We start from the raw sequence: 13,298 nt of genomic DNA on the forward strand, positions 1-13,298 counted from the left end.
CATGCAAGTCCATATATTTCGCCGTCCACCCGTGGGCAGGAGAAATTTGATGCGAATTCACGGCTGCTTCGCACTACTTCTGATCGCGGCATCTATGCCTGCGTCGGCTGCTCCGGAGGTGGGCAAGAGTCCCTGGGGACCGGCCGACGAGATCGGCCGGCTGAACCTCATGACCGCCGAGAGCCGGGCCGAGATACTCAAGCAGAGCGACGCGTCGCAGGCATATGATCTGTCAGTAGACTATTTCGTCGGCATGCCGAGCTGGCATGGGATCGGCGATCCCCGATCCCAATACTGGCTGACGCACACACCGCGCGGCACTGAGGTTGACGATCCTATGCAGGTCGGCAGGCAGGCTAACAGCCGGGTTTCATACACTGGCGACGCAGTCTCCATGTACACCCATATGGGAACGCACATCGACGCGTTGAATCACTTCGGCCTGAATGGCCAGATCTATAATGGCTTCAGTGCCGATGAACATCTGGGGGATCGGGGATGGCGCAAGGCCGGCGCGGAAACGATCCCGCTCATTGTTGCCCGCGGCGTGCTGATCGATGTCGCTGCGTCGCAGGGTAGGGCGATGCTGCCTGATAACTATCGAATCCGGCGGGCAGATCTGGAACGTGCCCTGATGAAGCAAACGGTCTCGCTCCGCAGAGGCGACGTTGTGCTGATCCGGACTGGCCGAATGGCTCGTTTCCAGGAGGGGCAAGCGTTCATCGACAAGGCTCCCGGCCTGGACATGGACGGCGCCCGTTACCTGGTCGAGCAAGGAGCCATGGTGGTCGGAGCGGACAATCTGAGCTTCGAGGCTTTCCCGTCCGACGATCCTGTGAACTACGTCCCTGTGCATACCTATCTGCTCGCGGAACATGGTATCCCAATTATCGAATTGGCGTTTCTCGAAGAGCTCGCGAAAGACCGAGTATTTGAGTTCGCTTTCATCGGCGGATCCCTGAAGTTTCGCGGGGCGAGCGCGGCTCCAATTCGTCCGATCGCCTTCCGGCTGGTTAAGAAGCCTGAATAGCCGGGCTTCCTGGCACGGCGGCGTGCAGCTCCCGGCGCGCCGCCGTGCTAAATCTCGTAAGCCCCTCAACCATGGAGATTGCGGATGCCTTGCGTCAATTTGCAGATTACCGTCGGCGCTACTCGCGATCAGAAGCAACGCCTCGTTGCCGAGATAACGCGGTCGCTAGTAGATATTCTCGGCAAGAAACCTGAGCATACGCACATCATCATTCAGGAGATCGAGGAAGAAAATTGGGGCTACTTCGGGATGCTGACCGACGAATTCCGCGCGCGGGAACGGTAAGACTCCAGTTATCACTTGAGAGTACCGGCGGCAGCCGTCCCAGCCCAGTTGCAATCGCGGGAATTGAAAGCCGGTCGGCCGGGGCTGTGCCGGCTATCATTCGATTGCTACACTCGCATTCGCGCTCAACGGCGGAAAAGCACGAGAAACATGCGGAAGGGTCTGGCTTGGGACGATCTGCTGACGGTGCTAGCGATCGGCCGTAACGGGTCGCTTGCCGGTGCCGCGCGCGAGATGCGGGTCAATCACTCGACGATGTTTCGGCGGATCAGCGGCATCGAGGAACGCCTTGGAGTGCGTTTGTTCGAACGGCTGCGCAGCGGGTACATTCCTACTGTATCGGGCGAGGCAGTCATTAGCTTGGCAGAACGCATTGATGCAGAAGTCGTGGAGCTGGAAAGAAAGCTGGCCGGAAAAGACCTCCGACTGAGCGGAACTGTCAGGCTTACGACAACGGACACGCTGCTTCCATGGATCATGTCCATTTGTGCTTCCTTCGAGCGCCTAAACCCTGAAGTCGCAATCGAACTTGTGACTGGGGGTCAGATGCTCAACCTATCGCGTAGGGACGCAGATATTGCGATCCGTCCTGCCGCCGCTCCATCCGAGAATCTTTATGGTCGCCGGATAGGGAAGTTGAGTTACGCAATCTACGGGTCAGGCGAGTATCTGCAGCGCAAGGAGCGCGATCTGCCGCTCACCGATCAAGACTGGATTGGGCTCGACGACAGTCTGTCCCATCTGCGTGCCTATCGCTGGCTTGGTGCCAATATCCCAAGCGCGAATTTCCGGTTGTACGTCAACAGCCTCACCGCCTTGCGTCACGCCGCGGAAGCCGGGATCGGCCTGGCACTTCTTCCTTGTTACATGGCAGCAGCAAGCTCAGGCCTTCGGAGGGTTTCGCCTGTCGTAGCCGAGGCAGCAAGCGAGTTGTGGATATTGGTTCATGAAGACATCAGGGCAGTGGCAAGAGTGAAGGCATTTACCGACTTTGCCTTCGAAAAATTGGCCGAATTGCGCGACATGTTCGACCCCGCGACCTCCGATGCAAGTGACTGATTTAGCGGGGAATGACATAAGCGCTGGAGCAGTGCCGGATTTGCCGACACCTGCAGCGCTTGGGTGACCCTAGCCATCAGAAGGATGGCCAATTGCATGGCCTAGCGTCCGGCCTCCAACTAGTTACCGGCTCCTGCCAAAGCGGCGCGCTCCAAAGTCGACCGCCACGAAGGCGCGACCTCTAGCCCAAACTGTTCTGAAAGCGCAGCCTCCACCTCGATCGCCGACAGAATTGATTGTTCTCTCCTGCCATCCGGAAAGTGGGTCGTGAGCCGATTTTCCAGTAATGCGAACCGGGCTGAGGGCGTCGTCCTGGCGGCAATCAACTGGCGCCGAAAGGGGGAGTCCGGATGAGTTGTAACATGCCAGTTCGCCATCTGAAGATCCGACGGGTAGATGGGATCGGTGGAAAGCCAGTAAAGGCACTCCCACTGGGCACCGATAAGAACCTCAAGTGAAAAGCCATTTAGCTTTTGCACGACCCGATAAGTATCGAATTGGGTGGCTTGGGCGACATCCACTTCCATGCGCAATGGCTCTGGTGGGACATAAGCGCCAAAGGCGACATCGGCCAGCCAGCGGTCTCCCTCGATCGTGACGCAAGTGGCCAGGTGGGTGCGGGGTTGAGGGTCATTCGGAGGAGAGCCGCGAAAAACCCGTCCCATCATGATTTCGATCCTGAACCCTATCTGGTTTAGGACGCGCGCGAAGAGCATGTTCTGCTCCAGGCAGCAGCCGCCCCGCTTACGGCCAAGGAGTTTAGAGTCTACCGCCTCCGGCCGGATGTCGGTGCCATTACCGAGCAGTATATCAATGGCTTCAAACGGGATCGCCGCAATATGCTGCCTTTGTAGGTCAGTGAGAGTGGTCAACGTTGGGACAAGTGGGCCGCAGTAGCCAATTCGTCGACAGTAGGAGGCCAAATCGACTGGCGTATACATTTCTTGTTTCCCTGCAGCTTCTAAAGCAGGGACTAGGCCGATATCGCGTCTCGTATAATTGACGGATTGTGCAGGCAGCGTTTGCACAACTGCAATCAGATTGCTCCCGTCCAAACCTTACGATCAGTCGAACAGTTGTTTTCCTATCGCAGCCGCCAAAAAGGCGCCGAGCAACTGTGCGACAATGAAAAACGCCACATTCCCTGGCGCGATTCCAGCGAAACTGTCGGTCAAACTTCGCACCACGGTGATCGCGGGGTTGGCGAAGCTCGTTGAGGAAGTGAACCAGTAAGCCGCGGTGATGTAGAGAGCCACGCTGGCGGGAACCAAGCCGGGCCGAGCCCGCGCCGTGCCAATGATCGTCAGGATCAGGCCGAATGTCGCGATTACCTCGCCCACCCACTGGCCAACACCGGTCCTGGCCTTCAGCGAGACTTGCCATAGCGGCAGATCGAACATCAGATGCGCCGCGAGCGCGCCGAGCAGGCCGCCGACAAGCTGCGCAATGACGTAGGGCGCGACGTCTTTCCAGGGCAGCTCCCGTCGTGCCGCCATGACCAGCGACACCGCAGGATTGAAGTGTCCGCCCGACACCGGCCCCAGCATCGCAATAATCACGAAAAGGATGGCACCTGTCGCAAGGGTATTGGCGAGCAGGGCGAGCGCCACATCGCTGCCGCTCAGCCCCTCTGCCATAATGCCCGAGCCGATCACGGCGCCAAACAGGAAGAAGGAGCCCACACCCTCGGCGGCCACCCGCCGCCCGAGCGGCTCAATTAATATTCTGGCGGTCATCGCTAGCCTTGCTCATCTCGCTCAACCTGTTCGCCAGTTCGTCGATGACATCGATCAGTAGGGCGAGGGGAAGGGTACTGTAGGTCCGGTCGCTCATGCTGGTTGCCCCCGGTTCCAGCTTAGCTACAGGCCGCGTCGCATTCAGGTTGCGGTGACCGCAACGCTGGTGCGCAGCAAGTTTCGGGGGATGCATTGAGCGAGGCGGCATCGAGAGCAGGGCTGTCGCCGTAAATGGTAGCCTCGCCGTTCGTAAGGAAGGTTTCCCACACGACTCCGTCGGGGTCCGTAATCCAGCTCTTCTCGCTTTTGGCGTAACAGCAGGTAGTCGCGCCTTCCTCGAGGACTGGGCGGTCGGCGGCCTTCAATCGACCGTAAACCACGGCCAGTTCCTCGCCATTTTCAACCTGGATGCCGAGGTGCTCGATGCCCTTGGCCGCGTGATGGCCGGCGGAAATGGCGAAATTGACCCGGGGGTCATCTAGCATCCACTTGGCATAGTCGTGCTTGGTGACGCTCGGCTCGGCGCCGAACAGGGTCGAGTAAAACCGGATAGAGGCGTCAAGATTCTTGACACCGACGTGGACATGCAAGCGCTTCATGAAGGTTTCCTTTGGACTGGGGAGGATGGGACGGCCGGATCCGGGCAGTCGGAGCCGGCGCAACAATTTTCAGTGAGGTAATCGATCAGGCCGTTCATCACCGGATAGTTGGCGCGGTAAATCAGCGAACGGTGTTGCCGCTCCTGCGTGATCAGCCGAGCCCCGCGCAGCTGGGCGAGGTGGAATGAGAGCGAGCTGTTCGGGATGCCGAGCTCCGAGGCGATCGCGCCAGCAGGGAGGCCGTCAGGCCCGGCCTGAACGAGCAGGCGAAACAAGGCGAGACGATGTTCCTGCGCGAGGGCGCCGAGCGCGATGGCGGCACTATGGATGTCCATTAGCGAAAGCCTGCGAAATTGATGCAGCAGGTGGAGCAGCAGTAGGCCCGGGGCGGTGCCATCCAGCGGTGCCACAGGGTCGTCAGCACCAGATTGAAGAGTCGCATGATTCGTCCTTTCGACGGATCTCGAAATGATGGTAATCCGCGTCCCTGTCAATCCTTATTTCGAATTAACTCGAATTGACGGTTCCCGTGTCGGGAAATGCCGGAGCTTACTGCCTTTGACCGATAGCCAATCATTGGCGTTCTAGCAGGTAAAGATGGCAGTTCCGCCCCTTGGCATGATCGGTCCGAATCTTCGCCTTACCCGGGCGCAATTCGGCATTGTTCAAATGATCACTCAACCAAGCTGCGAAACGCCACTGGAGGGAGAGGTTTTCGGAATTCAAACTCGCTGCTAAGTCTGCCAGAATTCTCCCGAGCCTTGCGGCAAGTATCTGCGGCGTATGCCGAGCTTACTAACGATGAGCCCGACCTGATGAGTAACCTTGAGTTCCTGCCAGCCGAAGGTGAAATGGCGGGCCGTGTCCGAAATTTTGACTGGTCCAAAACGCCGCTCGGTGCGATCGACAGCTGGCCACAAAGCCTCAAGACGGCCACCGCCATTCTTCTCAATTCGCCGGTCCCGATCGTGATGTTGTGGGGCGAGGACGGCGTCATGATCTACAACGACGCTTATTCCGTATTCGCGAGCGCCCGCCATCCCGGATTGCTAGGCAGCAAGGTGCGCGAGGGTTGGCCGGAAGTCGCCGATTTCAACGACAATGTCATGAAAGTCTGTCTTGCCGGAGGTACGCTCGCGTATAAGGATCAGGAGCTTACCCTCCATCGCCATGGCCGGCCTGAACAGGTCTGGATGAACCTCGATTATTCGCCGGTACCCGACGAGACCGGAAGGCCCGCCGGTGTCATCGCGATCGTCGTGGAAACAACCGAGCGGGTGCTCGCCGAACGTCAAACGGTCGCCGAGCGCGAGCGACTTAAACAAATGTTCGAGCAGGCCCCGGGCTTTATGGCTGTCCTGCGCGGTCCTGAGCATGTGTTCGAATTGGCCAACCCGGCCTACATGCAATTGCTGGGTCATCGCGAGGTGATCGGCAAGGCGGCCCGCGAGGCAGTACCGGAAGTAGCCGACCAGGGCTTTTTCGAGATTCTCGACGACGTTTATCGCACCGGCAAGGCATTCATCGGAAGCGCTGTGGATGTCGGCCTTCAGCGCACCCCGGACGGTCCGACCGAACATCGCGTCGTGGACTTCGTTTTCCAGCCGATCACTGACAATCAGGGCCAGGTCAGCGGCATTTTCATCGAAGGCTCGGACGTGACCGAGCGGGCTCGCGCCGACGCCTTGCGGGCTGCGCAAAGCCAGATGCTCGAACTGGCGGTAAGGGACGCACCACTCGACCAGCTGCTCGACACGCTCCTTCGCACCGTCGAAGCACAGTCCCCATTTGGAATGCTCGGCTCCGTTTTGCTGCTCGAACCAGATGGAATCCACCTGAGGCACGGGGCGGCGCCGAGCCTGCCGGATGCTTATAATCAGGCGATCGATGGGATCGAGATCGGGCCCGAGGTGGGCTCGTGCGGTACCGCCGCATTTCATAAGACGCCCGTCTATGTGGCCGATATCGCCACCGATCCATTATGGACGGAATTCAGTGATTTAGCGTTGGCGCACGACCTCAGAGCCTGCTGGTCGACACCAATATTGTCAGGTCAAGGCGAGGTCCTCGGCACCTTCGCCATGTACTACCGCGAGCCGCGCGAGCCGATGCCCGCTGACCTGGAGGTGATTGAAATCGTGACGCGTTCGGCGGCGCTCGTCATCGAGCGCACGATCGCCGAGCAAGCACTTCAGGAAAGCGAAGCCCGTCTGCGAGAGAAGGCCGCCGAGTTCCAGATGCTCGCGGAGAATGTCAGCCAGCTCGCCTGGATGGCCGAAGCCGACGGATCGATCTTTTGGTACAACAAGCGCTGGTACGACTACACGGGCACCGATTTTGAATCGATGCAGGGCTGGGGCTGGCGCGAGGTTCATCACCCTGATCACATCGATCGGGTAATCGAGGAAGTGCAGCGGAACTGGGCGGCCGGCGAACCATGGGAGGGCACGTATCTGCTGCGCTCTGCCTCGGGGGAGTATCGCTGGTTCCTCACTCGAGCCGAGCCGATCCGAAATGAGGACGGCGAGCTAATCCGCTGGTTTGGTACCAACACCGATATCAGCGCTCAGCAGAAGGCGGAAACGGCGTTACGCGAAAGCGAGGAACGTCTGCGCCTCGTCCTGGATGCAGCGGCCGGCGCTTTCTACTCGGTCGACCGCGAGGGCAAGACCACGCTGGTCAGCAACGGGTTTCTGACCATGATGGGCTTCTCGAGCGAAGAAGAAGTGATCGGTCGGAAACTTCACGACCTTATTCATCACACCCATCCCGACGGGTCGCACTATGCGGTCGAGCAATGCCCCATTTACCGATGCGCAAGCACCGGCGAGTCTGCCCACATCTCTGACGAACTGTTCTATCGGCTCGACGGGTCACCCGTGCCCGTTGAATACTGGGTCTCGCCGTTCATGCGTGACGGCGAGCATATTGGCGCCATCTGCACGATCCTGGATGTTACCGAGCGCAAGCGTTCCGAGGCGGCTCTGCGTGAAACCGAAGAACGCTACCGCCTCGCATCACGCGCAACCAACGACGCCATCTGGGACTGGGACCTCGTCCGAGATCACGTACAGTGGAATGAAGCCGTGCATACGATGTTCGGCTATTCCGAAGACGGGGTGGAACCGACTGGCACTTGGTGGCTTGAGCACATCCACCCGGAAGACCGGGAGCGCGTGGAGGAGAGCATCCACGCTGTCATCGATGGGGGCGACAGCCACTGGACGGAGGAATACCGTTTCCTGACGAGCGATGGTGGGCATGTTCATGTCCTCGACCGCGGATTCGTGTTGCGTGACGCGCAGGGCCGGGCAGTCCGGATGATCGGCGCGATGCTTGATCTGACAGAGCGCCGGCGCGCCGAAGAAGCGCTGCGTGAACTCAACGAGACACTTGAGCGGCGGGTCGCCGAGGTAATCGCGGAGCGCGAACAGGCCGAAGAGGCTCTACGCCAATCGCAGAAGATGGAAGCGGTAGGTCAGCTTACCGGGGGCATCGCCCATGACTTCAACAATTTGCTTACGATCATAACTGGAAACGTCGACATGGCACGCCGGAGCTTGGCGGGCGGGGAGAAGGCCCGTGCCGGAAGAGCGCTGGACAATGCCCAGAAGGGCGCAGACCGTGCTGCGGCATTGACCCAGCGGCTACTTGCCTTCTCGCGGCGGCAGCCCCTCGAGCCAAAGCCGATCAATGTCGACAAGCTCGTCACCGGCATGGCAGAGTTGCTACATCGCTCACTGGGCGAAACGGTGAAGCTTGAGACGGTTTCCAATCCTGGGCTCTGGTTGGTCGAAGTGGATCCCAACCAGCTGGAAAGCGCGATCCTGAATCTCGCGGTAAATGCACGCGATGCAATGCCGGGCGGGGGCAGGCTGACAATCGAAACCGCCAACGCGTATCTCGACGAGGAATATTCATCCGCTCATGCGGAAGTGACGTCCGGATCCTACGTGGTGATTGCTGTCTCCGATACTGGCCATGGCATGTCGAAGAAGACACTGGCACAGGTGTTCGACCCATTCTTCACTACCAAGGAAGTCGGCAAGGGGACCGGCCTCGGCCTCTCGATGGTGTACGGTTTCGTAAAACAGTCGGGCGGCCACGTGACCGTCTATTCGGAAGAAGGCCAGGGCACGACCATCAAGATTTACCTGCCACGCCTGATGAGCGGCAAAGAAGCTGAATTAGCGCCCTCCAGTCTTGAGGCTGATCTTCCAAGTCGTGAGCACACAATCCTCGTTGTCGAGGATGACGACGACGTGCGGGCCTACTCGGTCGAGATCCTGCGCGAACTCGGATATCGGGTTTTGGAAGCGCATGATGGACCATCGGCGCTACGCTTGATCGAGCGCCAGGATACCCAAATCGATCTTCTCTTCACCGACGTGGTTATGCCGACGATGTCCGGACGGGAGCTCGCCGACCTGGCCCGCTCGCATCAGCGGAATCTGAAGGTGCTCTACACGTCCGGCTACACTCGAAATGCGATCGTACACGGCGGGCGCCTCGACCTTGGCGTGGAAATGATCGCCAAGCCATTTACCTATCAGGGGCTTGCTCGGAAGATCAGGGATGTCCTCGATGCCGGCAAGACTGGCCGTGTGCTTGTGGTGGAAGCAGATTCAACGGCGCGCATGTTCGCCATCGAAGTGCTGGACGACGCGGGTTATGCCATCGACGAGGCGGCGAATGCATCCGAGGCGCTTAACCGGGTACGCGCCGCGCAAGGGCGATACGACGCAATAATTCTCGACGTCGCTTTGCCAGAGAAAAGAGGAGATGCGTTGGCTGTTGAGCTTCGCGCCAACTACGCCGACCTTCCGATCCTGCTTGTCTGCGGCGAGCACGCGGCAGAGCTGCGCGCGCGCTTCGCCGAGGACAAGTGTATAGGCGTGGCAGGCAAGCCGTACACCGCAGCAAAGCTTCAACAGGCGCTCAGCGCACTGGGCGTAAGTTGCGTCAGCAGAAAGTCTTAAGCTGACCCATTGCCGACATCGCGATGCAGGTGAATGATGGGGCCATGCCGGACTACCAGCCGCCAACTTGGCGCGACCATTTTCGTATCTACTTCAAGGCATGTCGGATTGTGGCCGAACCAGCTTTTGTGGCTGGTGTCTTGGCGCTTCTGGGCGCGCCATTGTGGGCATTCATGGCAGTGGCCTTAGTCTGGATACCGTATGGCCGACTCCGGGTCCGCGACCTGCGGAATGACTGGGCAGACTAACGTCCACCTTCCACCAACACGGGATGTATCCGCCATGTGACTCCTGGTCGCGGGCACTCCCTTCAAGCCTTTGAATTTTGAATTTCGATCTTGTGGTAGTTGTCGATGTCGAGGTCGTTGACCGCGACGGTAACCTGTAGATTGCCGCCTTGCCATTCGCGCAGGAAGGACATGGCAGCCGCCAGGACGGACTTGCCAAGATCGGTCTTCTGCTGAGGCGGTCGGCCAGAAAATATGCCTATGTCGACATGAACCATGGCATTATTCGGCGATCCATCGCCAATGACTACGTCGTTCAGCTCAATCAGCCGCGTCTTGCAGCTTTGAAGATCGGTATCGGTCAGTTCAACCAGTTCTGCGTGAAGGACCTGAGTAAAGCCATGCACGTCGAACAGTTCCGCGACGTTGCTGCTATATTCAACACTTGCCTGGGGCATTCCAATTTCTCCCTGTCCATCCCGGTCTTACGGCCTAATTGACGCGTCGGCGCGCCAGCGTCGCAGCAGCAGAGCATTGGCTACGACGCTGACGCTGGACAAAGCCATGGCACCTCCCGCGACTATTGGGGTGAGGTAGCCCAGTGCTGCGAGCGGCACGCCAACGACGTTGTAAATGAACGCCCAGAACAGTCCCTGTTGGATCTTGGCATAGGTTCGCTGCGAAATTTGGATGGCGTCCGCAACCAGCCGAGGGTCCCCGCGCATCAGCGTCACGCCGGCAGTATGCATCGCGACATCTGTCCCGGTCGACATGGCCATCGCGACATCCGCGGCAGCCAACGCCGGCGCGTCGTTGATGCCGTCGCCGATCATTGCGATGGTCTGGCCCTGCTTCCTAAGTGCGGCAACGGCGTCAGCCTTTTCGTCGGGCAGGACATTGCTGATGACGTGATCGATCCCGAGGCGATTGGCGATGGCCCGGGCGCTTCCGGCATTGTCGCCCGTGAGCATGACTGTCGCGATGCCTCTCGCGTGAAGACTCTCGATCGCAGCCCGAGCGGCGTCCTTCGGCTCATCGCCGAAGCCGAGAATGCCGATGAGATGCTTGTCGGGTGAAATCTGGGCGAGCCAGGAAACCGACCGGCCCTGCTCCTCGAGCTCTTTTGCCGTCCGGTCGAGTTCGCCGGTAACGATCCCCAGTTCGGCCATCAGGCGGCTACTGCCGAGCACCAGCTTGCGCCCGCTAACAGTGGCGCCGACTCCCTTACCAGGGATAGCCCGCATGTCCTGGACCGGCGCGGGAGCGATCTGCTCGATTTCGGCGGCCGCCATAACCGCGACGGCGAGCGGATGCTCGCTGCCCTGCTGGAGTCCCGCTGCAAGGCCGAGCAATTGGCTGCGTGCGGTGCCGTCGACTGGCACCGCGCCGACCAGCGTGGGTCGCCCTTCGGTCAACGTTCCCGTCTTGTCAAAGACCACCATATTTACGCGGTGCGCCGTTTCGAGTGCCTCGGCGTCCTTGATCAGAACGCCTGCCCGGGCGGCTACACCGGTTCCGGCCATGATCGCGGTCGGCGTGGCGAGGCCAAGCGCGCAGGGACAGGCGATGACGAGCACCGACACAGCGTTGAGCATCGCCGTTTCCAGCGAGGCGCCCCACATCATCCATCCCGCAAAGGTCGCGAGGGCGATGGCGATGACAACCGGGACAAAGATGGCACTCAGTTGATCGACCAGCCGCTGGATCGGCGCCTTGGAACCCTGGGCGCTCTCGACCAGCCGCACGATTCGGGCAAGTACCGATTCCGCGCCGACGGCGGTGGTCTCGACCAGTAGCAACCCTTCGCCGTTGATCGATCCGCCGGTGACTGCGTCGCCGACTCCCTTTGCTACCGGCAAACTCTCGCCGGTCAGCATGGATTCGTCGACACTGGTCACGCCTTCAAGCACGCGCCCGTCGACCGGGATGCGCTCGCCGGGGCGCACGCGCACCTTATGGCCAACCCGCACATGGCCCGCTGGAACCTGTTGTTCCTCGCCATCAGGCAGCAGGACGCGAGCCGTGTCGGGCCGCAGCGCCATCAATGCGCGGATGGCTGCTCCGGTTTGGCGCTTGGCCCGACCTTCAAGCCATTTACCCAGCAGCACCAAGGTGATCACGACTGCCGCGGCTTCGAAATAATAGTGTGGCTCGGCCATACCCGGCATGCGGTGGTCGAAGAACAATTGGTAGGTGCTCATACCAAAGGCAGCCGAGGTGCCCAGGGCGACTAGCAAATCCATGTTGCCTGTACCGGCCTTCAGGGCGCGCCATCCGGCCCGGTAGAAGCGTGCGCCGATCCAGAACTGGACCGGCGTAGCCAGCGCGAGTTGCAGCCAGCCCGGAACAGTGAGGTTGATGCCCAAGATCGCGAGCAGCATCGGGGCGACAAGCGGAAGGGAAAGCAACGTCGCGGCAATCACATGGAACTGTTCGATCCGCGCGGCCTTGGCCTGCCGCTCTTCATCGCCTTGGGCTGTTGTGCCCGCGCCACCGTCCGCGGTGCGTGCGCTATAGCCGGCCCCCGCGACCGCAGCGATGATGTCTGCCGGCGAAGTGCCAGCCAGCGCCGTGACCTGGGCCTTCTCCGTCGCAAGATTGACCGTGGCATCGCGAACGCCAGGGACCGCCTTAATAGCCCGCTCAATCCGCGCCACGCACGAGGCGCAGGTCATGCCATCGATCGAAAGTTTATGTTCCTCGCTGGCGGCCGAATAGCCCGCCGCGGCGATGGCATTGTCGATGTCAGACAGATCGGTTTTGCCAGGGTCATAGGACACCGTCGCCCTCTCACTGGCCAGATTGACCGATACGTCACGGACGCCTGGCAATGCCTTAACGGCCCGCTCGACCCGCGCGACGCAAGAGCCGCACGTCATACCCTCGACACTTATGCCGATCTGCTCAAGCGAGCCGGCAAACGCCGCCGATCGGGTCGCGACAGTGGCCATTATTCTATCTCCTCGGTTCGATTCGTTCCGGCGTATGACCCTTGCCAACATGTCAGGGTCAACTGGGCGCCAAGGCCCTTGACCTTGGCATGGTGTCAGGCCTCATTCGGCTGGTTCCCCAACCAATTGGAGAACATGAATCATGGAAATAACTGTTCGCGGAATGAGCTGCGGCCCCTGCGCGCGCGCGGTGACCAACGCGGTCCACAGCGTCGATCCCAATGCCGAGGTCGAGATTGATTTGGAAACCAAGCGCGTCGCGATCAATACCATCGCCAAGCTGCCACAGTTGACGGTAGCGATCGAGAAGGCCGGCTATCTGGTCGAAGCGTCCTGAGCTTCCGGGGGCGGGCGTGCGTCGCTCGCCCCGTTTCCTATCTGGTTTGGAAGGGTGCAGCAGAAGGGGGGGGGCTGCTGCACCCTTCCTACCGG

Annotated in this window: 11 protein-coding genes; 5 read left to right on the forward strand and 6 right to left on the reverse strand. The window is 60.2% G+C overall.

Features of this window, described 5'->3' with window-relative positions; translation table 11 throughout:
- The first annotated feature begins 49 nt into the window (after positions 1-49).
- The 3 genes from FMM02_RS00305 (at position 50) to FMM02_RS00315 (ending at position 2,374) form a co-directional block, all read left to right on the forward strand.
- Positions 50-1,030, forward strand: a complete 981-nt coding sequence (locus FMM02_RS00305; protein ID WP_187107792.1) for a cyclase family protein — start codon at positions 50-52, stop codon at positions 1,028-1,030.
- Between the two features lie 99 nt (positions 1,031-1,129).
- The gene (locus tag FMM02_RS00310; protein ID WP_246104782.1) at positions 1,130-1,315 is read left to right on the forward strand and encodes a tautomerase family protein; all 186 of its coding nucleotides are present in this window, start codon (positions 1,130-1,132) and stop codon (positions 1,313-1,315) included.
- Positions 1,316-1,465: 150 nt separating this feature from the next.
- A complete protein-coding gene (locus FMM02_RS00315; protein ID WP_147493002.1) occupies positions 1,466-2,374 on the forward strand; it encodes a LysR family transcriptional regulator in 909 nt (302 codons plus the stop codon).
- Positions 2,375-2,493: 119 nt separating this feature from the next.
- Here FMM02_RS00315 and FMM02_RS00320 read toward each other — a convergent pair whose 3' ends face one another.
- From FMM02_RS00320 to FMM02_RS00335, 4 genes are all read right to left on the reverse strand, one after another.
- Positions 2,494-3,315, reverse strand: a complete 822-nt coding sequence (locus FMM02_RS00320; protein WP_147493003.1) for an arylamine N-acetyltransferase family protein — start codon at positions 3,313-3,315, stop codon at positions 2,494-2,496.
- A 123-nt stretch (positions 3,316-3,438) separates the two neighbouring features.
- Positions 3,439-4,110, reverse strand: coding sequence for an aquaporin (locus FMM02_RS00325; RefSeq protein WP_147493004.1), 672 nt, complete (start codon positions 4,108-4,110; stop codon positions 3,439-3,441).
- 119 nt (positions 4,111-4,229) lie between these two features.
- A complete protein-coding gene (locus FMM02_RS00330; protein ID WP_147493005.1) occupies positions 4,230-4,709 on the reverse strand; it encodes an ArsI/CadI family heavy metal resistance metalloenzyme in 480 nt (159 codons plus the stop codon).
- Positions 4,706-5,044 carry an ArsR/SmtB family transcription factor gene (locus FMM02_RS00335; RefSeq protein WP_147493006.1) on the reverse strand — a complete coding sequence of 113 codons (339 nt, stop codon included), beginning with the start codon at positions 5,042-5,044 and terminating at the stop codon, positions 4,706-4,708. The genes FMM02_RS00330 and FMM02_RS00335 overlap by 4 nt, the downstream gene beginning before the upstream one ends.
- Before the next feature lie 480 nt (positions 5,045-5,524).
- On the opposite strand from FMM02_RS00335, the gene FMM02_RS11290 reads away from it, so the two are divergent.
- Positions 5,525-9,688, forward strand: coding sequence for a PAS domain S-box protein (locus tag FMM02_RS11290; protein WP_147493007.1), 4,164 nt, complete (start codon positions 5,525-5,527; stop codon positions 9,686-9,688).
- A 310-nt stretch (positions 9,689-9,998) separates the two neighbouring features.
- On the opposite strand, the gene FMM02_RS00350 is transcribed toward FMM02_RS11290, so the two are convergent.
- Both FMM02_RS00350 and FMM02_RS00355 read right to left on the reverse strand, forming a co-directional pair.
- On the reverse strand, positions 9,999-10,373 hold the full coding sequence (locus tag FMM02_RS00350; protein WP_147493008.1) for a 5-carboxymethyl-2-hydroxymuconate Delta-isomerase: 375 nt from the start codon (positions 10,371-10,373) through the stop codon (positions 9,999-10,001).
- A gap of 27 nt (positions 10,374-10,400) precedes the next feature.
- Positions 10,401-12,866 carry a heavy metal translocating P-type ATPase gene (locus tag FMM02_RS00355; RefSeq protein WP_147493009.1) on the reverse strand — a complete coding sequence of 822 codons (2,466 nt, stop codon included), beginning with the start codon at positions 12,864-12,866 and terminating at the stop codon, positions 10,401-10,403.
- Positions 12,867-13,008: 142 nt separating this feature from the next.
- On the opposite strand from FMM02_RS00355, the gene FMM02_RS00360 reads away from it, so the two are divergent.
- Positions 13,009-13,203 carry a heavy-metal-associated domain-containing protein gene (locus FMM02_RS00360; RefSeq protein WP_222703817.1) on the forward strand — a complete coding sequence of 65 codons (195 nt, stop codon included), beginning with the start codon at positions 13,009-13,011 and terminating at the stop codon, positions 13,201-13,203.
- Positions 13,204-13,298 lie beyond the last annotated feature (95 nt).

Origin of the sequence: Sphingomonas xanthus (genome assembly GCF_007998985.1) — a bacterium.
GTDB classification, from domain to species: domain Bacteria; phylum Pseudomonadota; class Alphaproteobacteria; order Sphingomonadales; family Sphingomonadaceae; genus Sphingomicrobium; species Sphingomicrobium xanthum.